General features: G+C 41.0%; 21 protein-coding genes, 1 other RNA gene and 4 pseudogenes. 18 read left to right on the top strand and 8 right to left on the bottom strand.

The annotated features are described in order from the left end of the window. Window positions 1-173 precede the first annotated feature (173 nt). From M5V91_RS01700 to M5V91_RS01710, 3 genes are read left to right on the top strand one after another with little or no spacing between them, the layout of a single operon-like run. Window positions 174-884 carry a DnaD domain-containing protein gene (locus M5V91_RS01700; RefSeq protein WP_019380439.1) on the top strand — a complete coding sequence of 237 codons (711 nt, stop codon included), beginning with the start codon at window positions 174-176 and terminating at the stop codon, window positions 882-884. A gap of 51 nt (window positions 885-935) precedes the next feature. Then, on the top strand, window positions 936-1592 hold the full coding sequence (gene nth, locus M5V91_RS01705) for an endonuclease III (RefSeq protein WP_009332710.1): 657 nt from the start codon (window positions 936-938) through the stop codon (window positions 1590-1592). Continuing rightward, window positions 1589-2113 carry a YpoC family protein gene (locus tag M5V91_RS01710; RefSeq protein WP_251175489.1) on the top strand — a complete coding sequence of 175 codons (525 nt, stop codon included), beginning with the start codon at window positions 1589-1591 and terminating at the stop codon, window positions 2111-2113. Before nth ends, M5V91_RS01710 begins: the two co-directional genes overlap by 4 nt. A gap of 693 nt (window positions 2114-2806) precedes the next feature. On the opposite strand, the gene M5V91_RS01715 is transcribed toward M5V91_RS01710, so the two are convergent. Both M5V91_RS01715 and recU read right to left on the bottom strand, forming a co-directional pair. After that, window positions 2807-5395, bottom strand: coding sequence for a PBP1A family penicillin-binding protein (locus M5V91_RS01715; protein WP_284521674.1), 2589 nt, complete (start codon window positions 5393-5395; stop codon window positions 2807-2809). Window positions 5396-5568: 173 nt separating this feature from the next. Continuing rightward, on the bottom strand, window positions 5569-6180 hold the full coding sequence (gene recU / locus M5V91_RS01720) for a Holliday junction resolvase RecU (RefSeq protein ID WP_009332707.1): 612 nt from the start codon (window positions 6178-6180) through the stop codon (window positions 5569-5571). A 197-nt stretch (window positions 6181-6377) separates the two neighbouring features. On the opposite strand from recU, the pseudogene M5V91_RS01725 reads away from it, so the two are divergent. The 3 genes and pseudogenes from M5V91_RS01725 (at window position 6378) to M5V91_RS01735 (ending at window position 8931) form a co-directional block, all read left to right on the top strand. Then, window positions 6378-7369, top strand: a pseudogene (locus M5V91_RS01725) (DUF2515 domain-containing protein). 569 nt (window positions 7370-7938) lie between these two features. Further along, the gene (locus M5V91_RS01730) at window positions 7939-8202 is read left to right on the top strand and encodes a hypothetical protein (RefSeq protein ID WP_019379767.1); all 264 of its coding nucleotides are present in this window, start codon (window positions 7939-7941) and stop codon (window positions 8200-8202) included. A 333-nt stretch (window positions 8203-8535) separates the two neighbouring features. Beyond that, the gene (locus M5V91_RS01735; protein ID WP_284521675.1) at window positions 8536-8931 is read left to right on the top strand and encodes a YppE family protein; all 396 of its coding nucleotides are present in this window, start codon (window positions 8536-8538) and stop codon (window positions 8929-8931) included. Window positions 8932-8938: 7 nt separating this feature from the next. Here the strand turns inward: M5V91_RS01735 and M5V91_RS01740 are convergent, their stop codons facing one another. Then, a complete protein-coding gene (locus M5V91_RS01740) occupies window positions 8939-9154 on the bottom strand; it encodes a YppF family protein (RefSeq protein ID WP_009332703.1) in 216 nt (71 codons plus the stop codon). A 320-nt stretch (window positions 9155-9474) separates the two neighbouring features. On the opposite strand from M5V91_RS01740, the gene M5V91_RS01745 reads away from it, so the two are divergent. From M5V91_RS01745 to M5V91_RS01760, 4 genes are all read left to right on the top strand, one after another. After that, window positions 9475-10047 carry a YppG family protein gene (locus M5V91_RS01745; protein WP_019379764.1) on the top strand — a complete coding sequence of 191 codons (573 nt, stop codon included), beginning with the start codon at window positions 9475-9477 and terminating at the stop codon, window positions 10045-10047. Between the two features lie 234 nt (window positions 10048-10281). Next, on the top strand, window positions 10282-11145 hold the full coding sequence (locus M5V91_RS01750) for an ABC transporter permease subunit (RefSeq protein WP_009332701.1): 864 nt from the start codon (window positions 10282-10284) through the stop codon (window positions 11143-11145). Window positions 11146-11241: 96 nt separating this feature from the next. Next, complete coding sequence (locus M5V91_RS01755; protein ID WP_284521676.1) at window positions 11242-12156, top strand: ABC transporter permease subunit; 915 nt, start codon at window positions 11242-11244, stop codon at window positions 12154-12156. A gap of 32 nt (window positions 12157-12188) precedes the next feature. Then, entirely contained in the window at window positions 12189-13544 is a 1356-nt protein-coding gene (locus M5V91_RS01760) for a M1 family metallopeptidase (RefSeq protein ID WP_009332700.1), read from the top strand. 99 nt (window positions 13545-13643) lie between these two features. Here the strand turns inward: M5V91_RS01760 and M5V91_RS01765 are convergent, their stop codons facing one another. From M5V91_RS01765 to M5V91_RS01785, 5 genes and pseudogenes are all read right to left on the bottom strand, one after another. After that, the gene (locus tag M5V91_RS01765; protein ID WP_284521677.1) at window positions 13644-14117 is read right to left on the bottom strand and encodes an Hsp20 family protein; all 474 of its coding nucleotides are present in this window, start codon (window positions 14115-14117) and stop codon (window positions 13644-13646) included. 230 nt (window positions 14118-14347) lie between these two features. Continuing rightward, window positions 14348-15039 (bottom strand): annotated as a pseudogene (locus M5V91_RS01770) (Crp/Fnr family transcriptional regulator). A 121-nt stretch (window positions 15040-15160) separates the two neighbouring features. Continuing rightward, window positions 15161-16018, bottom strand: a complete 858-nt coding sequence (locus tag M5V91_RS01775) for an ABC transporter permease subunit (RefSeq protein WP_226280631.1) — start codon at window positions 16016-16018, stop codon at window positions 15161-15163. Between the two features lie 66 nt (window positions 16019-16084). Continuing rightward, window positions 16085-16537, bottom strand: coding sequence for an ABC transporter permease subunit (locus M5V91_RS01780; protein WP_284521678.1), 453 nt, complete (start codon window positions 16535-16537; stop codon window positions 16085-16087). Further along, complete coding sequence (locus M5V91_RS01785) at window positions 16512-16976, bottom strand: hypothetical protein (protein WP_284521679.1); 465 nt, start codon at window positions 16974-16976, stop codon at window positions 16512-16514. The genes M5V91_RS01780 and M5V91_RS01785 overlap by 26 nt, the downstream gene beginning before the upstream one ends. A 214-nt stretch (window positions 16977-17190) precedes the next feature. On the opposite strand from M5V91_RS01785, the pseudogene M5V91_RS01790 reads away from it, so the two are divergent. From M5V91_RS01790 to M5V91_RS01830, 8 genes and pseudogenes are all read left to right on the top strand, one after another. Continuing rightward, window positions 17191-19490 (top strand): annotated as a pseudogene (locus M5V91_RS01790) (DEAD/DEAH box helicase). Continuing rightward, the gene (locus tag M5V91_RS01795; RefSeq protein WP_251175485.1) at window positions 19480-20739 is read left to right on the top strand and encodes a ribonuclease H-like domain-containing protein; all 1260 of its coding nucleotides are present in this window, start codon (window positions 19480-19482) and stop codon (window positions 20737-20739) included. The pseudogene M5V91_RS01790 and the gene M5V91_RS01795 overlap by 11 nt, the downstream one beginning before the upstream one ends. A gap of 328 nt (window positions 20740-21067) precedes the next feature. Beyond that, window positions 21068-21445 (top strand): CotD family spore coat protein, encoded by a 378-nt coding sequence (locus M5V91_RS01805; protein WP_009332693.1) that lies wholly within the window; start codon window positions 21068-21070, stop codon window positions 21443-21445. A gap of 94 nt (window positions 21446-21539) precedes the next feature. Then, window positions 21540-22108, top strand: a pseudogene (locus tag M5V91_RS01810) (SLOG family protein). Window positions 22109-22188: 80 nt separating this feature from the next. Then, entirely contained in the window at window positions 22189-22488 is a 300-nt protein-coding gene (gene gpsB / locus M5V91_RS01815; RefSeq protein WP_009332691.1) for a cell division regulator GpsB, read from the top strand. An 81-nt stretch (window positions 22489-22569) separates the two neighbouring features. Next, window positions 22570-22958, top strand: an RNA gene (gene rnpB, locus M5V91_RS01820) — RNase P RNA component class B. A 442-nt stretch (window positions 22959-23400) separates the two neighbouring features. Next, window positions 23401-24540: a THUMP domain-containing class I SAM-dependent RNA methyltransferase gene (locus M5V91_RS01825; RefSeq protein WP_251175484.1), complete on the top strand. Its 1140-nt coding sequence runs from the start codon at window positions 23401-23403 to the stop codon at window positions 24538-24540. Between the two features lie 233 nt (window positions 24541-24773). Further along, window positions 24774-24941, top strand: a complete 168-nt coding sequence (locus M5V91_RS01830) for a hypothetical protein (protein WP_166672401.1) — start codon at window positions 24774-24776, stop codon at window positions 24939-24941. The last annotated feature ends 142 nt before the right edge of the window (window positions 24942-25083 follow it).

Genomic DNA, 25083 nt, shown 5'->3' on the forward strand with positions numbered 1-25083 from the left:
AAAAACTGATAGATAAAGCAGAAATCCGCCTTCCGCGGATTTTTTGCTTCTTCAGATTCCCGCAACATCTTCCAGAAGAAAGCAGTCAAGCTGAATCTTCATGGAAAAGTTACCGGTTTTTCATCTCACTTTGGCCACTGTGTTCATGATATACTGAGAAGGAGGTGTCCCGAATGTCTAAAAATAGTTTATTAAAATGGCTTCAGGAAGGAAATATTTCAATACCTGGAGTCCTGCTTTCTCAATATAAAGAAATGAATTTGAATGAGCATGAACTCGTCTTAATTCTTCATGTAATTTCCTATATTGAACATGGGAATGAATTTCCCACCCCTGTAGAATTATCTTCGCGCATGACCATTTCTGTGGCTGAATGTACGGATATGCTAAGGAAACTAATCCAAAAAGGATTTTTTGATATCAAAGATAGCTACTCTGCTGATGGCATCAGATATGAAAAATACCATCTAGATCCGCTTTGGGAGAAGCTCATTGATCAGTTTCTGCTCAGCGGCAAGAAAGAGGAAGCTGTTAAGATACAGCAGGAGGAAACAGATCTTTATACTTGCTTTGAAAGGGAATTCGGCAGGCCGCTTTCACCTTTTGAATGTGAAACACTTGCGCTCTGGATGGATGATGATCATCATGATCCCCATATTATAAAAGCTGCATTAAGAGAATCTGTCCTGTCCGGCAAACTGAATTTCAGATATATAGACAGGATTCTTTTTGAGTGGAAAAAGAATGGCATAAAAACGATTGAACAGGCTAAAAGCTATGGAAAAAAATTCAGGCAGAACCAGGCACAGCTAAGGACAAAGAGGGAAGACACTCCGTCACAGACGACGAAATCTGTTCCCTTTTATAATTGGCTTGAACAGTAAGCAGGCTAAAGCTGCACCCAAAATATTGAAGATAGTAAGTTGGTGATTTCTTTGTTAAATAAAACACAAATAAGATACTGCCTTGATGCAATGGGGGAAATGTTCCCGGAGGCACATTGTGAATTAAATCATTCCAATCCATTTGAATTAGTCATAGCTGTAGCACTATCTGCACAATGTACTGATGCACTGGTAAACAAAGTGACAAAAAACCTGTTCCAAAAGTATAAAACACCCCAGGATTACCTCAATGTTTCCATAGAGGAACTGCAGGAAGATATCCGCTCAATTGGTCTTTATCGCAACAAAGCTAAAAATATCCAAAAGCTGTGCAGATTGCTTCTGGATGAATATGAGGGTGTAGTGCCGCGTGACAGAGATGAGCTGACAAAGCTTCCTGGAGTAGGCCGCAAAACTGCCAATGTCGTTGTCTCAGTGGCTTATGGAGTGCCTGCTATTGCAGTCGATACTCATGTTGAACGAGTAAGCAAAAGGCTTGGCTTCTGCCGCTGGAAGGACTCTGTACTGGAAGTTGAAAAGACATTAATGAAGAAAGTGCCGATGGATGAATGGTCAATTACTCATCATCGTATGATCTTTTTTGGGAGATATCACTGTAAGGCACAGAATCCTCAATGTGAGATTTGCCCTCTGCTAGATTTATGCCGGGAAGGCAAGAAACGTATGAAGGTGAAGCAAGCAAAATGACCGGGGAGATAGTCATTCCTGTTACAGAACAATTATGCCATTCCCTGTTTTACAAAATGAATGATTCATTGGCTGTAAAAGAAAGATCCCTTTCCGCTTATCAGCCTCTACCGCCATTTCTATATGAAGCGGCTTTTTATAGGGGCATACCTGCTGTAAGGCCTTGGGAAACCAGCGAAAAATTTATTCCTGTCTTAATGAATGAGTGGGCAGGGCAGAAACATCTTCTGGGTATGCACTTTTCGAACCGGGACCAGAAGGCAGCATTAGATCCGATGAAAGTATCTTTGGGAGTATTTTTACAGCTATTGTATTGGGCAAACAGCAAGCCGGTAAACCTTCAGTCAGATCCTGGAGAATTGCCAATAAAGCCAGTGAACCTTAAGGAACGGCTGAATTTCATTTTTGCACGACCGGCTTTTTATCATTCTTATATACAGCTGTCTGAACTAATGTCTGAAATGGAAAAGCAATATATGAAGATGCTTGCATTGGAAAAATCGAAGAGAAAGCGCCTTTAAATGATAGGCGCTTTTTTCTATGGCTAGAGAAAACAATAGCCTGCGCGAACTACAAGTCCCGCGCATAAACCCCATTAAGGCCGCGCGCGAAAGGAGAGAAAGCGCGCACAAGAAATGCGAGCGTAAAAGACCGGAACCCGCGCACAAAAGGAGGGAAAGCGCACACAACGGAAGAAATGCGAGCGTAAAAGACCAGGACCCGCGCAAACCCAAAAGTCCCGCGCATAAATCCCATTAAGCCGCGCGCAAAAGGAGGGAAAGCGCGCACAAATGGAAGAAATGCGAGCGTAAAAGACCAGGACCCGCGCAAACCCAAAAGTATCGCGCACAACTCCAAAAAAGCCGCGCGTAAAAGGAGAGAAAGTGCGCACAAACCGGAGAAATGGGCGCACAAAAGACCGAGACTCGCGCGAATCCAAAGGTCTCAGCGCAAAAATCTCATTAAACAGCGCGGAAAGTGAGGAAACCGCGCACAAACGGAAGAAATGCACGCGCAAAAGACCGGGATCCGCGCGAACCCAACAGAATCGCGCACAACTTCAAAGAATCCGAGCGCCAAAGGAGGAAGCTGCCTACAATCACGAATTACCCGGACACAATTGTACCAATACCGTCCATTCCATAAAACCTCAGCAGGACAAAGATAAAAAAAGAGCTGACTCAACCCTGAGCCAGCTCTTCATTTCTATTTAGTTATGTGCCAGATCCATTTCCAGAACCGCTCGAGCCTGAAGTGCCGCTGCCATTGCCGTTTCCGCCGCTGCCAGTACCTCCAGTACCTCCAGTATCTCCAGTACCTCCTGTATCTCCAGCACCCGCTCCATTTCCTTCTCCGGTACCGGTGTCGCCATCTCCGGAACCTTCACCATTACCTTCACCGTTTCCGGCTCCTTCGCCATCTCCGGAACCATCACCGGAACCTTCACCTTCACCATTTCCAGAACCGTCGCCATCTTGGTTTCCGTCCTGGCCGTCTTCACCATTTTGTCCTTCTTGACCTTCCTGTTCCTCTTCGCCAGTTCCATCTTGTCCTTCACCTTCAGTTTCATCTTCTTCGATGACGCCTGGATCAGGGATTTCTACTTTTACAGAGGCAGGATCACTTTGCTGATCACCTTTAAATGCTGTTACTTTAAAGGTATAAACAGCTCCTGGCTGAGGGTTGGCAATTTTTAAGCCTTTTTCAGAAGTGACGCTAAGCTGCTGATCTCCGCCTTCATTTACGGATACCGTCACTTCAAATTGAGTGCCTTCTGCGTCTTCTGGGTATTCCCATGATAATGCAATTTCATTTGTCTCCTGGTCAAAGTTCGCTGACAGACCAGAAGGGGAGTCGAGTTTATCAAACTTCTCAGACACTTGTGTCGGAGCATTGCCTTTTACAGCATATTCATAAATGATTTGGTCCTTAGGTGTAAATTGGCTTGCCCGTTTGGCAGGGTTGCTTCCTTTTTCAATGGCAACCTCCTCCACGGAGTTAGGGACCTTGAAGTCTTCTGTTTCTTTTCCTTCTGAAACATGTGCCATTAGACTGCTGAAAAGTCTTTGCGCAATTTTTTGCTCATCGCCTGCAGGGATATAGTTTTTTCTATCCTGATAGCCGGTCCATATAGCTGCTGTATAGTTCGTCGTATAACCTGCAAACCATGCATCAGGCACAGCACCACTAGGAATTCCCCATTCCTGTTCCTGTTCATCAGTGTAGTTTGTAGTTCCTGTTTTTCCTGCTACAGGCAATCCTTGAACATCTGCCTGTCGGCCAGTTCCATATGAAGATTTAACTACACTTTTCAGCATGTCACTAATCATAAATGCTGTATAATCTTTCATCACTACTTCAGACTCTGGTTTCAAGTCAAGCTTCGTGCCGTCACGCATTTCAATTTGCTTGATGGCATGAGGCTCAGTGTAAAAGCCATTATTCCCAAAAGCACTATATGCGCCGGCTACCTGCAGAGAGGAAACCTCATATGCGCCGATAGAATATGACTCATACATTTCTTCCATTGGGATGCCTAATCTATTGGTGAATTCTAAAGCCTTATCAGTTCCTACTTCCTGAAGGGTTTTCAGGGCCGGGATATTACGTGAACGGGCGAGGGCTTCACGCATGGACATAGGGCCCATATGTTTTCCGTCCCAGTTATTAATTTTTGTTCCGCCGGAATATGTGTGGGGTTCATCAACAATAGTCTGGTAGGTTCCCCATTTTAGATACTCGATTGCTGGGCCATAATCGACAATCGGTTTAAAAGTTGAACCAGCATGTCTTTTTTGATCTACAGCATAGTTAAACCCGCGTTTTACTTCCTGGTTGCGACCGCCGCCAATTGCTCTTATTTCCCCAGTTTTTGTATCCAGCAAAGTGATTCCTGCCTGGAATTCGTCATCTGGATACGCTACCGCTGCATCAGTGTTTAAGATGTTTTCTACGTGTTTCTGTGCATTTGGATCCAGGGTCGTATAAATTTTTAATCCATCAGAATATGGGTTAAGATCCGGGTATTTCTTTTCTACTTCATCCAAGACAACATCGATGAAAGAATCATATTTTGATTCGTTTGTTTCTCTTTTCTCTTCAGCCACAAGTGTAGATTCCACAGGAACTTTTTGGGCTGCTTCCATTTGTTCTTTTGTAATGAAACCATGCTGATTCATCAGTGAAAGGACAATATTTCTCCTTTTCTCTGCCTTGTCAGGATGATCAAAAGGATTATAATTGTTCGGGCTTTGCGGCATGCCGGCTAAGAGGGCCGCTTCATGCAGCTCCAGCTCATCTAGTTCTTTATCAAAAAAGATTTTCGATGCCGTTAAAACTCCATGCCCTTCTGACATGTAAATCTTGTTCACATACATCTCAAAGATTTCCTGTTTTGTATACTTGCGCTCAAGCTGGAATGCGAGCCAGGCTTCCTGGGCTTTCCTGCTTAGCGTTTTTTCATTATTTAAGAAGGAGTTCTTTACCACCTGCTGGGTAATCGTACTTGCCCCTTCAGAACCAAATCCGCGAGTTACGTTGGCTATTACTGCACCGCCTAATCGAATTAAGTCCATGCCATTATGTTTGTAAAAGCGAACATCCTCAGTTGCCAAAAACGCGTCTTCCACTAGTTTTGGTATGTCTTCATAAGCGACATAATCACGGTTTTCGGAGCCTACATCAGTAATGAATTCGCCCTCCATATCGTAAATCTGTGAAGAAATTGGATCCTTCAGCAATTTTTCATCAAGCTTTGGTGCGTCTTTCACCATAAAAGCAAAAGCGCCTGCTCCTATAAGCATTCCAGCAATCCCGAGGGCAATTAAAATTAGGAAAATACGTTTAAAAGTGCCTGTGCCTTTTTTCTGCCCTTCTTTTTAGGCTTGGATTGCTGTTTGCGGCGCTCCTCTCTTGATTGATATTTTTCAGTCATATCTATGTTCATCCTTTCTTGACAATGGAACTGTAAAAAAACTTATTTAAGGGTATAAAGATAATCTATTATCTTAATATAGTCAATTCTGGGCTGAAATCCAAGCGGAATGTGGTGGCCATGCATTTCGATTTCCCCCTTGGTAATTGATTTTCTTCCCCCAGCCTTCATTCTCTCCCAGTATGAGAGCAAATAATGTGCCTCTAAAAGGAAAACTTCTTCGGTAGCAGAAAAGCGGAGAAGAACAAAACAAATCCCTTGCTGGGCTAATACCTTCTCCATGTGCTTCACCTGGTGTTCATGAAAATTCTTTAGAGGGAAGGAGGTCGTGTTCTGAGTTTCTTTTGCTTCAAAATCAATATATCTCCCTTTATACACACCATTATAATCTGTTGTTGATGCTTGTTTGAAATATGCTTCTTTAATAACGGCCGCACTTCTCTTTGGATAATCAACCTGGACGATTTGAACAGGCGTTGGTTTTTTATGAATAGTGGCTATTCCATGTTCCAGATAGAATTCATTCGTTTCGTTAATATCTTCCTCCAGTGTCATTCCACGATTGCTGTAGGTCCATTTCTTCTCTGGTGTTAATTTTTTGGCGCTATTGGGAGAAGGAGTATATCTCCTGCCATTAGGATAATGGAAATTCATGCATTCACCTCGTTTTAAACTACTCCCTATAATAACAAAAGTAAGCATGATTTGGTTGAATAAAAAGTTCTAAATAACAAAGTATATAGGAAACTCCATTTGAGCGTTACTTTCCAGTTTTATTCGTTTTACAGAGTCATTTGGAGTGTCTGCCTGCTGGCCAAATACAGACCATTCATTTTCTGAGGTGAAATGCGATGTTTCTTCCTGGGAAATTCTTGAATAGCCATGAGAAAAAGGAACAGGCAATAATGGATCATATTATGAAGATGACTGCAAAATATAACCTGGACAATATTTCAAGAACGGAAGCATATTTCAGATTTTATAAAAAGCATCCTGAGATACGCTGGGCGTTTCTTGCCTCCATGGTGTCTCGAAATGCCGGCTGGAATATGTGTGATCTTGAAGGAAACTGTTTTCCTAAATTGATAGGAAAGAAATTGCGGGACATGCTTTATATTACATATGAAAGGGCCAATTGGCTGATTTTTCAGGATGCATTTCCGCAATTGCTCCTCTATCATTATTCGACGAAAATAAATAGGCCAATGTTTCATTTATTAAAAATTTTTCGTGTATCGGCATTTATGGAACAGGAGTGGCTTTCTTTCTGGAAAAATAGAAATAAAAAGAGGTTAATGATTTCACTGATTATCAATGAACAAAATGTTATCCAAGAACCTGTAATGGAACATGAAATTTATAAGAATAAAGTTTTTCATACATTGCTTTTTTCCTTTCAGGACTATCTTCATTTTAGTTCTGTAATCTTCCCTACTTGTAAAGGGGAATTATACGGGGCAAGTGTCAATGGTTTCCGCTCGGTGTCGAAAAGAATTGATCTTGGAAAACGGCTGGCAGAAATCTTATTTGACACCAGCTATTATGGGGACGTGTATGAATTTGCTTCAGGCACAATTCATACTGGTTCAAGACATGATTATGAGAAATACTTTGAGGGAAGACAACGGAGAACCACCCCTTTCTTACGCTGTACATACCCGATAATCACCCATCACATTCATCAATTTAATGATTGGTCCGAAAAAAACGCATTAAAAGTAAATGGGCATCTGAATCGGTTGTCTTAAAGCACCCTGTCCATATTACCAAATGGTATTTGCATAAGCAGAAACAGCTTCATACTGCTGCAAAGCTGGGGAAATTATTTCGCTTGCTTTGTTAGCGGAAAAGTGAAAAAAGCAAGGAATCCCTTGCTTTTTACAATGTCTATGAAATTATAAAATATAACAATGTGGATAACTTTGATGAAAAAATATCTGCATCCAGCTCCAGCGCCTAGCCCCTCGGGTCATAAGCCAAATCACTCCAGAAATCTGCGTGATTCGTCTTATGCCTGTCGGGGCTGATCAAGGCGCTTCCGCCTTTGTTCTTTTAAGTTGAAGGGCGGTCAGGGCCTTCAAGTTTCTTATTGCCATAGCCTGTTTTTGTTTCTTCCAGCTTTTTCGGCTGTGCTTTATTTTGTTTTTCTTTTTCTTTTTTTGCCATTACATTACACCTCCGTTAATTAGTTTGTTCAATGACGCTGTTTTCATTCTTCCGGGGGCTGTCGAAACCATGTTGCTGCCATGCAAATAAGAACTTTCTTTGACGAATCACTTCTAGTTTTGTCATGCATGGAGGAAACCTACAAACGAAATAGAATTATGTAGGCACACAGCAAAATTTTCACTGTATCCTTCGTCGTATTTATTGCAGGAAGCAAGGAGAAAAAGAAATCGGGAGGTTTTTTGTATGCAGGGAAAAATGGTAGAAAAAGATGAATTGCTGGCCATGCTTACAGAAATATATGATCAGCTGGAAGAGCTTGAAAATGTCCTGGAGTCTAATTTGTCTGGGCTTCGCCAGGATTGGTATTATGAACAGTCAGAAAAACTGGAGGTTTGCGAAAGCAGGCTGGAAGCGATTGAAGAGGGCATGACGGTAATCAGGTCTGAGGCAGACAATATAGAAGATACAAAAAGGTCAGCAGCAATGAAGCTTGAACTTGGCTTCTAAGTGGCATAGAATAGCAGTATCCTTCAGTAGCTAATGTTGACTAGCTACTTTTATTTTTTAATAAAGCGTATAAGATCTGAAGTTAGAAAACTGTCTAGCTCCAGGCGCCATCGGCTCTCGGGTCTAAGCCAATCCGTCCAAAAGGTTAAAGAGTCTTATGTATGAGGCCCACAGGACATGGAAGGCTTCGTCAGCATAAACATCGCACGACCGAAAGCGATAGCTTTTGGGAGGATGTGGGTCATGCAGACATTGCCACCGGACGTGGCGTTTTAGTCTGCGTGCCTTTATTAAGCGGGCGCCTTCCGCTATTCTAATTGGAGTTGATGCTGAATGGTTCATGAAAATTCCCTGCTGCAAATGACAGAACAGCTGCTTGAATGTGTAGAAATCTCAGACAGCAGGTTTAAAAAGGTTAAGGAATCAGGTGAGAAGGGTGATTTTTATAATGAAGTCAAACCTTTTGCCGATGATGTTAAATCCATAAATGAAAGATGGAAAGAAGAAGCCCTGGAGTGGATTGGCATTCATAAACCCCGAAATCTTTATCCTCAGCAGATTGAATCTGCTGCTGAACATATTGAACTGGTCTCCATTCAGGCATTTTTCCCTGAAACAAGCAAAACCAGGTTCATTAATTATGTTAATTCGGCCGTGTATGTCCTAAAGCAATTGATAAAATTAGTAGGTGAAGAAAAAAGGGAACCTGAAATAGGGTCCCTTTTTTAAATATTTCTTATGCATTTACTGAATCCTGGAGGGTGTTATCTTTGTAGCTTTCCGGAACGGCCGCTCCTTGAGCTTCAAGCTCACGAACGAGATTTCGATAATCTGTACTGGAAATTTCATTATGGATATAGGCCTTTTTAGCAAAATCCAATAATTCATTAACATTTTCAGGAGTATACTCCCGCAGCTGATGAAACTTCATTTTTAGTTCGTGAACATTCATGATATTGCCTCCTCAGAATATTGATTCGCGGAGAAATTTCTTCCCCGCAGCCCGGTAAATGAAAAAGGGGACAAGAAACTGTTTTGTTTTTTATATCCTATCATGAAAATTTATTTTTCATCGTTTTTAAAAAAATCAAACTTCCGACATGATTCTTCATAGTTAGACAAAAACGGAAACCGCTTCCATTTTTAATGTTAATTGATCCTTTCACATTCTGGGCAAAACTTTCATATATTATATTGGTGATAATTAGAAGGCTTTTGCCTGGAATTATTGCTAATATACTTATATTTTTTGAATGGGGAGGATGTTTGCCCATGTTTGGCCGAGTAATGAATAGAGCGAGCCATCTGCAGCCATACGGCCATTTAAATCAAAGTATATACATGGATCCATTTTATATGGGGCCGAATGGCCAATTTTATATGAGGCAGCAGCCAATGCAGAATTATAATAATTCTGCTGGACAGTATAACCCTTATTATTTGCCTTATAATATGGAGTATCATCAGCCGCCTCAGATGGCAGGATTGCAGCAGCAAAATTATTCACCAAATCCCTATCCGCAGCATAACTATGACCAAGGATACTACGCAAAGACCGGTTCGAAAAATGCTGGTGTTTTTCAAAACCCATTAGAATCTGAAGATTATTACGGAACTCAGGCAAGCAAGTCCGCTGCGCAGCAGATGCCGTATATGAATCCGTATCCTAAACAATCATTCATTCCTAAACAGCCATCTGGAGTGCAAAGCATTATGAATTCCTTTAAAGCCCAGGATGGTTCGCTTGATCTCAATAAAATGGTGGATACCGCAGGTCAGATGATGTCAGCTGTAACGCAAGTGTCATCGATGGTAAAAGGGATTGGCGGAATATTTAAAGCTTAACTGATCATGGCCGAATAGGCCTTTTTTTATCTCTTATTTTAATGGCATGGAATTATATATAAAAATCAGACTTGAAAAAAATTAAATATATTTGAAAATAAAATAGCTGGTCTATTTTTTGCGACTCCCATTGTATAGGAATTATTATCCAGGAGAATTTAACGCATGATTGACAAAATTTAGATAAAAGTGAAAAGATAGAAAAATGGCTCATGGTCATAAAGGGGGATTTGTATGGTTCGTGCTCTTCAGCAAATATTTATCATATTTATATTAATTTTGCTACTTGCGGCATTGCCAAAAATTATTTCTGTTGATCCATCAAACGGGAGTCTTGATTGGAGCTTTGAAAGTCTACCGCAGATTTATGGAGATTTTATTAAAGAAGTAAGCGGGGGCAGCCTGGGTACCTATCAGCTCGGCCGGCAAACTCGTCCTATAGCCGAGGATATTGCTGATAACTTTACTACCAGTCTGCTAATTGTATTGATTGCTGTGAATGCTTCCTTAGTTATAAGTCTTATTTTCGGGGTATTTATCAGCCGTTTCAAACTAACTAAGCTTTTTGGTGCATTCTTGAATATCCTTGCGTCCATACCCGACTTTATCATCATTGTAATGTCTATGATTCTCGCCGTTAAAATATATAAAATGACGGGGATCAGAGTGATCTCACTAAGGCCGGATGGAGGAGCCCTTAACACCTGGTTTCCAACAGTGCTCGCAAGCTTAGCTCCAACTCTATATCTATTTAAGCTTGTTTCGGTAAAATATTATCAAACAAGCGGGGAGGACTATATAAAGACTGCAGTTGCTAAAGGAATGAGCTTGAATTACATAAATTTTCAGCATGTATTTAAAAATTTGGAGCCATTTATTAAATCTGAGCTAATCAAAGTGATTTCCCTGGCGATTGGCAATCTCTTCATTATTGAACATATTATGAATGTCTCCGGCATAACTAAATTTATTTTTCAGAGCAATGAGGTCCAGCCGATCGCAATTGGCTTGTTTGCCATGCTTTTGATTTCTCTAATTGTCTATATTTCTAACAGGCTCATATTCTATCTGTTTAAACGGGGTTTTATCTATGAATAAGCTGCTAAAAATAAATTACTCCTTGATTATCGGAATTCTTATGGTTGCAGGCTTGCTTTTTTCAGTATATTTGGGCCTTATCTTGCACCGCATTCATTGACTGCAGCACTGGAAACACAATATACAAACGGGAAGGTTTTGGCCCCGCCATTAGAGCCCTTTGAATCACCCTCCTATCCGCTGGGGACAGACAAATGGGGCTACGACCTTTTGTCCATGATTTTATATGGATTAAGATACACTGTTTTTATTGCAGCTGCTGTTACGATGATTAAAATGGCTTTCGGAACAATCATCGGTTTGTATGCTGGCACATTGAAACGGACACCAGGCTGGCTGATTGCTTTTGAAAATGCCTGGAGCTATGTTCCGCTGTTTCTGATCCTGTATTTTTTCCTGGCGCCAATAAGCTTCAACAGCAGCCTTAAACAAAATGTATTAATAGTCTACTTTATAGTTATTGCGTCGATCATCAGCATTCCTAGCATCGTATCATCTGTAAGACTTAAAACCGCTGAATTATATAAGTCCGTTTATATCGAAGCGGCCAAAGCACTGGGTGCTGGAAAACACCGTTTGATTTGGAAGCATCTATTTCCTCAGTTAAAGGAAACTTTCCTTGTTATGTTTATACTTGAAATTGTGTATGTGATTGCTCTTATGGGCCAGCTGGCGCTTTTAAATATTTTTGTCGGCGGAACCATTATGAGATTTGACCCCATCATATACCTATCAGCTACAAAAGAGCTCGCAGGGCTGGTTGGGCAGGCGAGGTTGAATATCTATGGAAACACTCATATATTAGTTGCGCCACTTGCAGTCCTTTTATATACAACAGTATCCTTCAGCCTTCTGGCAAATGGATTGAAGAATCGATTTCAGTCAAATTATCAGCGTACACCGTGGATTAGGACAGGGCATGAACCATTAATTCAGCCTTCCAGAAAACAATATGGCCAAAAAAGAAGTTTTGGTCATTTTCTGCCCCAAAAGCAGCCTTTTCTTCACTAGTCATTGCTTTTGCTGGTGCTGGAATTTATGTAATGGCAGCAAAAGATGCCAATATTGGCGTTAAAAGCGGCAGCCACTCGGATTACAACATTGATCTGAAAATGAATGGCGAAGGTTATTTCACTGCCAATGCTAATATCCAAGTGAAAAACCAATCAAATAAAGAATGGGAAGACCTTGTATTTTATTTCATTCCAAACGTTTTTGCAGAGGGACATACATTTGATTCAGTCGAGGGAACATCTGAGGCAGATATCGGGAAGGTAACAGTGAACGGGCAAAAAGCGTCATTTATGCTAAAGGGTGATACGTTAACCATAAAGTTAAAACCTGAAATGAAAGATAAAAGAAGACATAATGTAAAGATCGAATATGGATTTACAGTCCCTGACAAAGGCAGCCGCTTTTCAAAAGTAGACACAAACTATTATCTTGCTCAATGGTACCCTATGGCTGCAGTTTATCAAAAAGGCAAATGGAATAAAGAGCCGTATATGGAAGGACTGGAAACATTTCATACAGGCTTCTCTGATTTCAACGTTTCCTATAAGCTTCCGAAAGGGTATTCTCTGGCTTCAACAGCAGACAAAGATCCTGCAGAAGGGAAGAATGAAGGGCATATTAAAGCCAAAAAGGTCAGGGATTTCTTCATTGCTGTCATGAAGGATATGGAAGTTCATGAAACGGAAGCGAAAGACGGCGTGAAGGTCAGATTGTTTTCAAGAAGCAATCATGACAAAGACCCTGTAGCTTCATTGACACTGGCCAAAAATGCATTAACATTCTATCAGGATCATATTGGAGACTACCCGCATGAGCAGCTTGACATCGTTTTAGATGATGGACAATTTATGGAATATCCCGGTATTGTAACCATTAACCCTTATATTGATGATAAGAGATTTTATGATATATCTATTGTTCATGAAATTGCGCATCAGTATTTTTATGGAGTAGTGGCCAATGACCCCTACAATAATGCGTGGATTGATGAAGGAATTACTGAATTTGCCACCTCTATGTATTTCTATGCAGGTCAAAACCAGGCTGAAAGACAGGCATTTGGCATTTCCCATTTTCGAATGGAGGCCATTGAAGAAGCTGGACTTGGAAGGCAATATTCAAATGTGCCGGTTAATGAGGTAAAGCATTCAGGCTATATCTATGGGCAGCCTTCTCTGGAGATTTTACAGATGATTCAGGAAAAATATACCCTAAAAGGAGAATCCCCTAAAGCCGTGGGGATGCAGTTCCTGTCAGATTATTATCAAAATTTCCGTTATAAAGAGGTCGATACAAAGGAGTTTATATCCTTCACAAAAGATTACTTCAGTGTTCCGACCGGTTATTTCAATAATTGGATTGATACATCTAAACTAGACAGCTAATTAGTTCATTTAAACAAAAACAAGCAGTCATTGAGCCTGCTTGTTTTTGTTTAACCAGGCCGCATTAGTGAATTAATTTTACCTGGCTTGCAGGCAGGATCAGCTTTCATCGATTACGATTCTTTTTCCCTGCTGCTTTGGCACCGTGATTTGCAGAAGGCCGTTTTGGTAAACTGCCTTTACTTTCTTTTCATTAACTGGCTGGGGAAGCGGAACGGTCCGGCTGGAACGCTGCATGCTTTGCTGTCTTCTAAAGATTTTATTTTTCTCATCCTCTTCTGTCACCATCTCAGAGGACTTGACAGAAATGGTTATATAATTGTCCAGGATGTCAATTTGTATTTGCTCTCTATTTATTCCTGGAAGTTCTGCACTAATGATATGTTCTTTTTCGGTTTCCGCAACATCGACATGAAAAGAAGAAGAATTTGGGAAGGGATTCTTAAAGAAATCATCCATGGTCTGCAGAAATCCTCTAACGGGTTTTTCATGAAAAAGCTGATTCATCGATTTCATTAAATCACCAAAAGGCTCATTTCGGTCTTTTTCTTTGGATCCTCCATATACATCCATCCCCTCTCAAACAGGATTTTTCAACATATCCTATGCTGCCAATTGGGTGGATGTTCCTGTTGAGCAAATAAGGTTAAAAGAAAAGCGGAAGCGCCCTTTGGAACAAGTAAAACCGCTTGTTCCTGCGACTGCGAGAACCTCCAAGGAATCTTTCCTTTGGTGCTCACGGCCGAAACCTCGAGGGAGTAAACGCTTGAGCTGGAAAATAGAATAAACCGCATAGGCGGTTTTTAAAAGATTGTCTCTAAGAGCTGATCAGGGTTTATGATTAAATGTCCATCCTGATCTGTTTCAATTAACTTTTCTTTTTTCATTTTGGTTAAAGTCCTGCTGACCGTTTCCCTTGTAGTGCCAATCATATTGGCGAGGTCTTTATTGGTGAAGTCCCCTTTTAAAAGAAAGCTGCCGTTTTCAAGCGTTTTTCCATGCATTTTGGCTAGACGGACAAGTAATTTGATAATTTGTTCATAAGTATTGTTTAAAATTTGCGCTTCCAGCCGCTCCTGAAGATCAACAATCTTCTCGCCCAGAACTTTAAACACCTTAATGCATAGCACGGGATTTTCAATTAGTACCTTTTCAAATTGCGAAATTGGTACAACGACGAGTTGAGCATTTTCAAGCACCTCCGAAAAAGCCGGATATCCCCCTTTTCTGAAAAATCCTACGTGAGGAAACATCTCGCCTTTTGTTAAGATGGCAACAATCTGCTCTTTTCCATTAATATCACTTCTATAAATCTTAACTCTGCCGTTGTTAATAAAATAAACATTATCCAGCGGGTCATCCTGAAGAAAAACATGGCTTCCTTTTTCCAATCCCGTGAAATTGATATCTCTACCACTTTATCGAGCTCTTCATTGTTCAGTTCTTTAAATAGAGAGAACTGGGAAAGAACTCCCTTAATTTCTTCTGCTCTCATAATCCACCTCTTGCGTCTGTCCTATAAAGCTTATTGTAACAAAAAACATTCTTAACGTTCATATAAAGAAAAGCTTATTTTAAAATCAGTTTCCTTAAAGAAGATAGTCCGGCTGGGACGTCTAAATATATCGGACCTTCTTGGTGAAAAATGATTTTAATCCCTGAGCGAATATATTAAACGTTAAGATGGCACAGGTCATTGCAAATGCTGGGAAGAAAGGAATCCAAATCGGGCCTCTTATATCCTCAAAGGCTTTCATCAGCATCATAGGCCAAGAAATCGAATTATTGACCAATTGCCAATCTCCTCCCATGGATTGAACTAAATCCTGGGAAATAAAAATGCCGACAAACCCTAATTGACCAAGTAAAAACATGACTTTTCCAAGGTCTGTAACCATATATACAAGAAGCTTGCTAAATAGAAAAGGCAGATAGTATGTTCTGAAAAGCCTGTATGGTGAAGCTCCAGCAGCAATCCCTCCATATATATATTCTTTGGAAGAAATCTGATCAAATTCCAGCTTTATCATTTCTGCGGCACGGGGCATTTCTGCCAGACCTATAATTAGGAGCAGGAATAGGGGCCGGTGTTCAGTTAACAAAAATGGCGGAAGCATGGCAAGAAGCATGACAATGATGATGGTCGGAATATATGACAGCAGTCCATTAAGCCATTTAAGGAAGAGGTGTGTACCCATCCATTTTTTGTGCGCAAGAAAGGAGAGCGGAATTGCCAGTGTATATCTCAGGCCAGTTATACAGGCGACCAGCAAAATGGTTTCTTTTGCGCCCAATATAATCAGGCTGAGTAAATCCCTTCCGCTTTTGTCAGTGCCGAATATGTATTCCTCTGATGGCGGATAAGGCGGTATAACGGGCTTTTTATCCTCATTAAGGATGTAAGTAATCTTTGTTAACTCGCGGTCTACAAAAGGAAGATAAGGTCCGGCAAACGTGATTGCCAATAGTAGCATCAGAAAAACAGTTCCTGTGCAAAATAGGGCATGTCTCTTAAACCATATTAAAACGCGCATACTCCATCACGCCCTTCCTTTTGGCATGAGCCAGAATTTTGCTATCTGTGAAAGGATAATAGTAATAAACATGATAAAGAGAAAAGGGAGCATCAGGGACAGTGCCTTAATTTCATCATTAGATGTTATGCTGAATAGAAGCTCCTTGCCTGCCCCATTATAGCCAGCCAGCTTTTCAATGATTGGCAGACTGGATAGGATATAGAGCATCACCAGCTGCGCCTGGTTCAAAATGGGGGACCAGCAATTCCATAGCATATGCAGGAGTGCTTTAAAGTCGCCAAGCCCTTTTGCATAGGTGGTGCGCACATACTCTTCGCCCATTTCATTTTCAAGTGCAGCCGAGGTAAAACGGGACATGTGAAGAAATGGAAACACGGATAAAGAAATGAGCGGCAGTAAAAAGCTATACCAATTTTCATGCCCATATAGCTTAAAGTAAGGAAGCCCTTGCTGCATCAACAGAATCAGAAGGTATTGAATGGCAATAAAAAGAAAAAATCGGGTATGGAAGAAAACAGCCAGGAAAGAAAGTTCTGAAGCTTCCCGGAAAATTTTTTCTCCTGTAAAATTGGAGTGCACCCATCAGTGTGCCAAGCAGCATGCTGACCATGAAGGCCGGCAAAATAATCTTAATGCTGCGCTTAACAAATATCGCTGATTCCTCACTGACTGGGCGTCCGCTCCTTGCATCACCCAAACCTTTTTCAGTTACTATATAAACAGTGAAATCTTGTATTCTCTCTTTATATAATTCAAAGCTAAAGGGGTAATCCGCTTCAACATGAAACGCCGAAAAAACAGCTATTTCTTGTTCCCGGGGAAGAAGAAGAATCAGGATAAATCCAATTAGAATTAACAAAAACACCGCTGCTGATTTTAAAATGCTGTAAAGCATGGCTTCACCTCTTAAAAAAATGAAAAATATACATAATATTGTCCTATATTTAGAACTTTCAGTCAATTTTTCCCATGAAGTCTAATTTAGGGAATTGAGGACGAAGGATTTTAGAGTTTAATAGAATATTTCCATAAAAAGTTAATGGGATTTAAGAGTTTGCTCTGTTAGAACGAACGTTTATTCGCTAGAATAGGGGTATGAGGTGAAATAGATGAAAGTGCGTAAAAATCTGCCTGAAATCATGAAAGAACTTATATCTGAACAGCAATATAAAGATAATATTGTCCATTGGCATACAATAGAAGAAAAAGAGGCTAAGACTGCCGGCCTTCCGGAAGACATACATCCGTCTTTAATAGAAGCATTGCAAAATAGGGGCATTACAAGGCTTTATACACATCAAAAAACATCTTATCGGGCAGCCATGAATGGGGACAGTCTTGTGGCAGTTACTCCAACGGCCTCAGGCAAAACACTTTGCTACAACCTTCCAGTCCTGCAGACGATCGTCAATGATCCAGATGCAAGGGCGCTTTATATGTTTCCGACAAAAGCCTTGGCTCAGGACCAAAAAAGCGAAATCAATGAAATCATCCAGGAGTCCGGATTGGATATCAATTCCTATACATACGACGGGGATACACCAGCAAATATTCGGCAAAAGGTACGCAGGGCTGGGCATGTGGTTATAACAAACCCGGACATGCTTCATTCGGCGATATTGCCCCATCATACAAAATGGGTGTCTTTGTTTGAAAATTTGAAGTATGTGGTCATAGATGAACTTCATATTTACAGAGGGGTATTTGGCAGTCATGTAGCCAATGTCATACGCCGCCTTAGACGGATTTGCCGTTTTTATGGAAGTGACCCCATTTTTATCTGTACTTCTGCAACAATTGCAAATCCATTGGAACTCGCAGAAAAGCTTACAGAAAAGCCGATGAAACTTGTAGATAATAATGGAGCCCCGAGCGGGAAAAAACATTTTGTATTTTACAATCCTCCTATTGTCAATAAACCGCTGAATATTAGAAGAAGCGCTACTCTAGAAGCGAGAAAGCTCGCAGGTGAACTACTGAAAAATAAAATCCAGACCATTGTGTTTGCAAGAAGCAGAGTCAGAGTCGAGATTCTGCTGACATACCTCCAGGAGCTTGTAAAGCATAAGTTGGGACCTAAAGCCATTCGGGGTTATAGAGGCGGTTATCTGCCAACTCAGAGGCGGGAAATTGAAAAAGGACTTCGTTCAGGGGAGATTTATGGAGTTGTCAGCACAAATGCGCTTGAGCTCGGAGTGGACATCGGACAGCTGCAGGTTTGTATTATGACCGGATACCCCGGTACAATTGCCAGCTCATGGCAGCAGGCTGGCCGTGCAGGCAGAAGGCATGGTGAATCGCTTGTCATCATGGTGGCAAGCTCCAGTCCGCTTGACCAATATGTTATTCAAAACCCTGATTACTTTTTTAATAAAAGTCCTGAAACAGCCAGAATTAATCCAGATAATCTTATTATTCTGGTGGATCATATCAAGTGTGCAGCCTATGAGCTTCCTTTTAATGCCGGGGAACGTTTTGGCACCTTTGAAACTGAAGAGGTATTGGAATACCTGGCAGAAGAAAGGGTACTGCATCAAAATGGAGATAAATTTTATTGGATGAAAGACTCATTTCCTGCCCATAACATCAGCCTCCGTTCAGCATCACAGGAAAATGTCGTTATAATCGATCAATCGGATATCGCGAATGTGAAAGTTATTGGCGAAATGGACCGCTTTTCCGCTATGACCCTTCTGCATGAAGAAGCAATCTATCTCCACCAGGGGACCCAGTTTCAGGTGGAAATGCTTGATTGGGAAGAGAAAAAGCATTTGTCCGCGAAGTGGATGTAGACTATTTTACAGATGCTAACCTGGCAGTTGAGCTAAAGGTGCTGGAACAGGATAAACTCAGATCATCCACCATTGGGGAAGTAGGGTTTGGGGATGTAAGTGTTGTGGCAATGGCTACGATCTTTAAGAAAATTAAGTTTGAAACACATGAAAATATCGGATCCGGTCCAATAACACTTCCGGAAGAAGAACTTCATACAAGCTCAACCTGGCTTTCGTTTAACAAGGAATCCTTAAATTATAAGCAAGACCGGCTTGAGCAGGGACTCATCGGAACAGCACATGCGCTTAAACATATTGTGCCTCTTTTTGTTATGTGCGATCCTCAGGATGTTCATGTTGTCCCACAGGTAAAAGCGGCCCATAATGAAAAGCCGACGATCTTTTTTTATGACAGGTATCCCGGCGGGGTAGGGCTAAGCGAGAAGATTTTTGGGGGAATAGAACATATCATGCACGAAACGATGGAAATGGTCAGCAGATGTTCATGTGAGCATGGGTGTCCTTCCTGCATTGGAACTGATACCTCTTCAGAAACCGCGAAAAAAGACGTACTCAGGATTCTCAGCTCTTTTAAAAATGGAGTTAATCGAGCAGGTGATAGACTTGTCCATTAAAAACAAACTGAACAGGCTAAAGGGCCATCTCGGTACAGAGAAGGATAAACAGCCATCACCCGTCAAGTTGTCAAAGAATAATATCGATGTGCCATTTAAAGAAGTATGGGAAGCCGAAAGTGTCTATCCATATTATTTTGAAGACTCCTATTGCCTTGTGAGGGAAAAGGAATATAGCCTTGATCAAATGCATGGAATCTATTCTTTTGGCCAGTTTACAGCGGCGGTGGAGGCCTGGAATTCTTCAGGCATCACGCATCCGCTGTCTGCTGCCGGACATGGGCCGGAAAATCTTTTCTTCTTTGATACAGAGACAACAGGCTTAGGCGGAGGGACTGGAAACACTATTTTCCTGCTTGGCCAAGCCAGTCTGCACGGAGATAAAATAAAGCTGAAGCAGCATATCCTTCCTCATCCTGGAGCCGAGATTCCATTGTATAAAAGCTTTCTTGAAAGCATTGATTATTCAACAATGGTGACATACAACGGGAAGGCTTTCGACTGGCCGCAGGTAAAAACGAGGCATACCCTTCTGAAGGAGCATGTCCCCAAACTTCCTCCATTTGGCCATTTTGATTTGTATCATGCAGCAAGGAGAATGTGGAAGCACAAACTCGAGAGGATAAAACTTACTGCAGTGGAAAAAGATGTTTTGGGGATCGAAAGAAAGGATGATATTCCGGGTTTTCTGGCACCGATGATCTATTTTGATTTTGTGGAAAGAAAAAATCCTGAAGGAATGCTGGGAATAATTAAACATAATGAAATAGATATTTTGTCCCTGATCAGTCTTTATACACATCTTTCTTTCCAAATAATGCAGCTGGATGAAAAACAGACTCCCCGTGAGGTCTATGAAGTAGGAAGATGGCTTTCGACATTGGGTGAATCTTCACAGGCGAAGACAGCCTTTAATAGAATATCTGAAGGAGAGTCTTCTGAAGCTTTGGATGCCAGGTTTGCACTGGCTTTTGAGCATAAGAAACATAAAAATTGGGATGAGGCGGCAAAATTATGGAAGGATATTGCTGAAAAAGGCCTGATGAATAGGAAGGTAATATCATGCATTGAACTGGCCAAGATCTATGAGCATCGCTTAAAGGATATAGGCCAGGCAATTATATATGCGAAAAAAGCTTTTAACATGATGAAAGATATCTCAGGTGGCGAAACAGAAAAGCTGAAAATAAAACAGGAAGAATTGCATCGGCGGATTGTACGGCTTGAACGAAAGTTTAATCGAACTTAAATTTCCCTGTAACATAATTTTAATATACCAGACAAAAAAATCCACTATTTCCTAGTTGTATGTACTTCTTCTTACAGGTAAAATTATAACTTGTGTGGTACTTTTTTAGGAATTTTATATAGTGAGGCTGGTAAAATGTATAAAGCAATCTTATTTTTATTCTTCCTTGTGATTTTCACTACAGCAATCGTTTTCTCCAATTTAAAAGACAGTTTCTACAGCATGCTCTAAGGCTAGTACCTAAAAAATAGGTGTTTTCATTAGTACAAGATTACTCTTTCTCACATAGGTTGTTAATGTAAAAACAATTTAGAAAGGGGATCTTTACATGTTTTGCAGACCAAGACCTTCGCAGGTGATGCCTGCTGTTGTTCATCCGACAAAATGCTGTGTAACTCATTCTTTCCAGAACATTGTGGTTCCACACATTCATCCTACACATCATACTCATGTAAACCACATTAACTATGAGAATCAGCATTCTTTCCCGCATACTCAGTCAAATGTGAACCAGGTGACACAATCAAATGTTAATATGGGACCAAGACCAGGCGTGGCAGGTGCATATAGCCCAGGAATGGGTCCAGGTATGGGAATGGGCCCAGGTATGGGAATGGGTCCAGGATATGGCGGACCAGGAACTGGCGTAGCAGGAGCATCAACCGGAATGGGGCCAAAACAAGGGCCGAGTTTTTCCGGCAGATAATCAACAAGGGCTTTATGCCCTTGTTTTATTTATATAAATATCAAATGGAAACTTAAATGAGTCCCGGCCAGATTTCTTTAAGGAGTTTTTGCAATTGACAAAAGTAGCAGTTATTTCAGGGTATAAGCCTTTTGAAGTAGGGATATTTAAAAATGATGACCCGGCAGTCGGCTATATAAAAACCGCCATAAGAAAAAGCCTGCTTTCCCTGATTGATGATGGGCTCGAGTGGGTAATTATCAGCGGGCAGCTGGGTGCCGAGCTTTGGGCGGCTGAAGTTGTATCTGACCTTAAGCTGGAAGGTTACGAAGACCTGAAGCTTGCATTCATAACTCCTTTTTGGAGCAGGAAGCATCCTGGAAGGATGCGAACAAAGAATGGTATGAATCCATACTGCTTCAGGCTGATTTTGTTGATTCAGTATCAAAAAAACCTTATGAAAGTCCTCAGCAATTCAGGGTGAAAAATCATTTTTTTGTCGGCAAAAGTGATGTGCTGCTTCTTTTTTATGATTTGGAAAAAGAGGGAAGCCCCAAATATTTGTATGAAACCGCAAAAAAATATCAGGAAGAAAATGAATATGAAATTAGACTAATCACCTTTTATGATTTACAATTGATTGTAGAAGAAGAACAATTCTCTCAGAGAGACATATTTGAATAATACACAGATAAATTGACAAATGTACATATCTCTGGAAAAATAGTATTAATTATGATTGGCGATATACTGAGGTGAGTATCATGCTATCCGATAAAATTAAATTAACTGCAAAAGATATTTTGGAAAAAGAGTTTAAGACAGCTATGAGAGGCTATAAGCCTGAAGATGTTGACAAGTTCTTAGATTTGGTCATAAAAGATTATGAAGCATTCCATCAGGAAATTGAAGATCTTCAGCAGGAAAATATGAGATTGAAAAAACAGGTTGACGATGCTTCACGCAGACCGGCAGCACAAACTGCAGGTACAACCAATTTTGATATTCTAAAAAGATTATCAAATCTGGAAAAACACGTTTTTGGCAGTAAATTGTATGATTGACAGGAATTAACAGTTTTTCCTGTTTAAAACCATTGCTATTCCATCGCAGATTACATATAATATTCTTTGTGATCATTAATAGCGTTCGGGTAATCGCTGCAATATGTTTTATATTGTAGAGGAAAGTCCATGCTCGCACAGGCTGAGATGCCTGTAGTGTTCGTGCCTAGCGAATTCATAAGCTAGGGCAGTCTGAGCTAGCTCTGGCTGACGGCAGGGAAAATGCCTAAGTCCTTCTGGATATGGCATGAATACCTTGAAAGTGCCACAGTGACGTAGCCTTTTCAGAAATGAAAAGGGTGGAACGAGGTAAACCCCGCGAGCGAGAAACCCAAATGATGGTAGGGGCACTTTCCCTGAGGAAATGAACAACGGGAAGGACAGGCAGATGCCTGTAGATAGATGATTACCACCTGAGTACGAGACATTTGTCGCTTGCAGTACTACGGTACAAAACATGGCTTACAGAACGTTATTAGTGAGACAGTATGAGTGTTATAAATTCAAGCTCTCCTTTTTGGGAGAGCTTTTTTACTTTTCTGCCTGCTGTTAAGAAGTTTAAGCTGTTTTCGTAAAGTTTGTTGCTATTTAATAACTTAGTTTAATGGTGTAAATTCAAAGTAGCTTATTCAATGTCCTGCGGGAGGAGGGGAGCGGGAGACCCCGTAGCCGAAGCTGGCTCCCGTTCCTCCCCGCGGAAAGCAACTTCCCGCAGTGGAAATCAACGGACTAATTCATTAGCAAAAACACAAAACTTTTAGAAAAAAGCAAAGCTGAAGTCCAAGATGACCAATCAGAGAACCTGAAAGGCTCATTGCGGGTAAGTAAATAAACAGATATACTTTATATGTTGATTGCTAAGCCGAGTTAGGGTATACATAATAGTAATAAGAATTAGGTTAGGGTGAAAATATGTCTAAATACGATTTAATCGCCACTACGGCCATGGGGCTTGAGGCACTCGCTGCCAAAGAAGTGCGCGATCTCGGATATGAATGTGAAGTTGAAAACGGCAGAATAACATATAAAGGCGATGAAGCTGCAATTGTCCGGTCGAATTTATGGCTGAGAACAGCAGACAGAATACGCATAAAAGTGGGAGAATTTAAAGCAACAAGTTTTGATGAGCTTTTTGAGAAAACAAAATCGCTGCCCTGGGAAAATTATATGCCTGAAAATGCCGAATTTCCTGTTTCAGGAAAGTCTGTGAAGTCCAAGCTTTTTTCAGTTTCCGATTGTCAGGCTATTGTCAAGAAAGCAATAGTGGAACGCATGAGAACAAAGTATAATAAGACAGGCTGGCTCGAAGAAAATGGGCCGTTATTTAAAATAGAAGTTGCTCTTCATAAAGATGTAGCGCTTTTGACCATCGATGCCAGCGGAAGTGGACTCCATAAACGGGGATATCGTACGGGGCAGGGGGAAGCACCCCTAAAGGAAACACTTGCAGCTGCACTGGTTATGCTGACTAATTGGAACCCGGATAAGCCATTTGCAGATCCCTTCTGCGGATCTGGCACTATTCCGATAGAAGCAGCGTTAATCGGCCAGAATATTGCACCAGGTTTTAATCGTGAATTCATTTCGGAAGGATGGTCATGGATTCCTGAAAAAGTCTGGGAGGATGGAAGAAACGAAGCTGAAGACCTGGCGAACTATGATCAGCCTCTCGATATTACAGGTGCTGACATTGATCACAGGATGGTGAAAATAGCAGAAGAAAATGCTTTTGAAGCCGGATTGGGAGATTTAATAAACTTCAAACAAATGCAAGTGCGCGATTTTACGACTGCTAAGGAATATGGTGTCATTGTCGGAAATCCTCCGTATGGGGAGAGACTTGGTGAGAAGGCAGCGGTACAGCGAATGTACGCTGAAATGGGGAGGGCCTTGGCCCCTCTTGATACGTGGTCGATTTATATGCTGACTTCAGACGAGGAATTTGAAAATCACTTTGGAAAAAAAGCGACTAAGAAACGCAAGCTCTTCAATGGTTTTATTCGCACAGACTATTATCAGTACTGGGGCAAAAGACCGCCAAGAAATAATTAGATGTAAAAACAAAAGCATAATTCCTCCTGAGGCTGTATAGAATATATCTATCTGATTCTTTTTTCAACATCAGAATCTATATTCTTTTTCGAGAGCTGTCTAGCTCCAGCGCCTACCCCCTCGAGTTCACAAGCCATTCCTCCCAAAAAGGCACAAAACGCCTTTCCGTGAGGCTCGTCTTGTGCATGTCGGGGGTGGGCAAGGCGCTTGCGCTTTTCTAAGGAGGGGTGGCAATGAAACATTCAAGCATTGATTTTAATAAAATTTCCCAGGCGCTTAATGGAACACTTGAAGCAATACAGGGAGACGGTGATCCATCAGCAGAAGCACTGGAGAGTCTAAAAAATGCACAGGACGAATTGCAGCAGGCATTGTCATTTTCTATGTCACGTGTTAACTAATCGTCAATACCTGAGCAGGGGCTGCCTAATAGCACCCCTGTTTTTTTATGTAAAAGATCAATATTCGTTTTTTTATAAATCTTGACAGTTGCAGTATTTGAGATAAAATTATATGATGTTCATTTGATTATTAACAATCTAA

This window comes from Cytobacillus pseudoceanisediminis (assembly GCF_023516215.1).
In the GTDB taxonomy this organism is placed as follows: Bacteria; Bacillota; Bacilli; order Bacillales; family Cytobacillaceae; genus Cytobacillus; species Cytobacillus pseudoceanisediminis.

Excerpts from the sequence above, each read along its gene's own strand:
- recU (WP_009332707.1), bottom strand. The coding sequence starts at position 6,180 with ATGAATTTCCATTATCCTAATGGCAGGAGATATACTCCTTCTCCCAAT.
- M5V91_RS01825 (WP_251175484.1), top strand. The coding sequence starts at position 23,401 with ATGTCTAAATACGATTTAATCGCCACTACGGCCATGGGGCTTGAGGCA.
- M5V91_RS01700 (WP_019380439.1), top strand. The coding sequence starts at position 174 with ATGTCTAAAAATAGTTTATTAAAATGGCTTCAGGAAGGAAATATTTCA.
- gpsB (WP_009332691.1), top strand. The coding sequence starts at position 22,189 with ATGCTATCCGATAAAATTAAATTAACTGCAAAAGATATTTTGGAAAAA.
- M5V91_RS01785 (WP_284521679.1), bottom strand. The coding sequence starts at position 16,976 with ATGCTTTACAGCATTTTAAAATCAGCAGCGGTGTTTTTGTTAATTCTA.
- M5V91_RS01830 (WP_166672401.1), top strand. The coding sequence starts at position 24,774 with ATGAAACATTCAAGCATTGATTTTAATAAAATTTCCCAGGCGCTTAAT.
- M5V91_RS01710 (WP_251175489.1), top strand. The coding sequence starts at position 1,589 with ATGACCGGGGAGATAGTCATTCCTGTTACAGAACAATTATGCCATTCC.
- M5V91_RS01760 (WP_009332700.1), top strand. The coding sequence starts at position 12,189 with ATGGCAGCAAAAGATGCCAATATTGGCGTTAAAAGCGGCAGCCACTCG.
- M5V91_RS01805 (WP_009332693.1), top strand. The coding sequence starts at position 21,068 with ATGTTTTGCAGACCAAGACCTTCGCAGGTGATGCCTGCTGTTGTTCAT.
- M5V91_RS01780 (WP_284521678.1), bottom strand. The coding sequence starts at position 16,537 with ATGCAGCAAGGGCTTCCTTACTTTAAGCTATATGGGCATGAAAATTGG.
- M5V91_RS01715 (WP_284521674.1), bottom strand. The coding sequence starts at position 5,395 with ATGCTTATAGGAGCAGGCGCTTTTGCTTTTATGGTGAAAGACGCACCA.
- M5V91_RS01745 (WP_019379764.1), top strand. The coding sequence starts at position 9,475 with ATGTTTGGCCGAGTAATGAATAGAGCGAGCCATCTGCAGCCATACGGC.
- M5V91_RS01735 (WP_284521675.1), top strand. The coding sequence starts at position 8,536 with ATGGTTCATGAAAATTCCCTGCTGCAAATGACAGAACAGCTGCTTGAA.
- M5V91_RS01730 (WP_019379767.1), top strand. The coding sequence starts at position 7,939 with ATGCAGGGAAAAATGGTAGAAAAAGATGAATTGCTGGCCATGCTTACA.
- M5V91_RS01765 (WP_284521677.1), bottom strand. The coding sequence starts at position 14,117 with ATGGATGTATATGGAGGATCCAAAGAAAAAGACCGAAATGAGCCTTTT.
- M5V91_RS01750 (WP_009332701.1), top strand. The coding sequence starts at position 10,282 with ATGGTTCGTGCTCTTCAGCAAATATTTATCATATTTATATTAATTTTG.
- M5V91_RS01740 (WP_009332703.1), bottom strand. The coding sequence starts at position 9,154 with ATGAATGTTCACGAACTAAAAATGAAGTTTCATCAGCTGCGGGAGTAT.
- M5V91_RS01775 (WP_226280631.1), bottom strand. The coding sequence starts at position 16,018 with ATGCTACTATTGGCAATCACGTTTGCCGGACCTTATCTTCCTTTTGTA.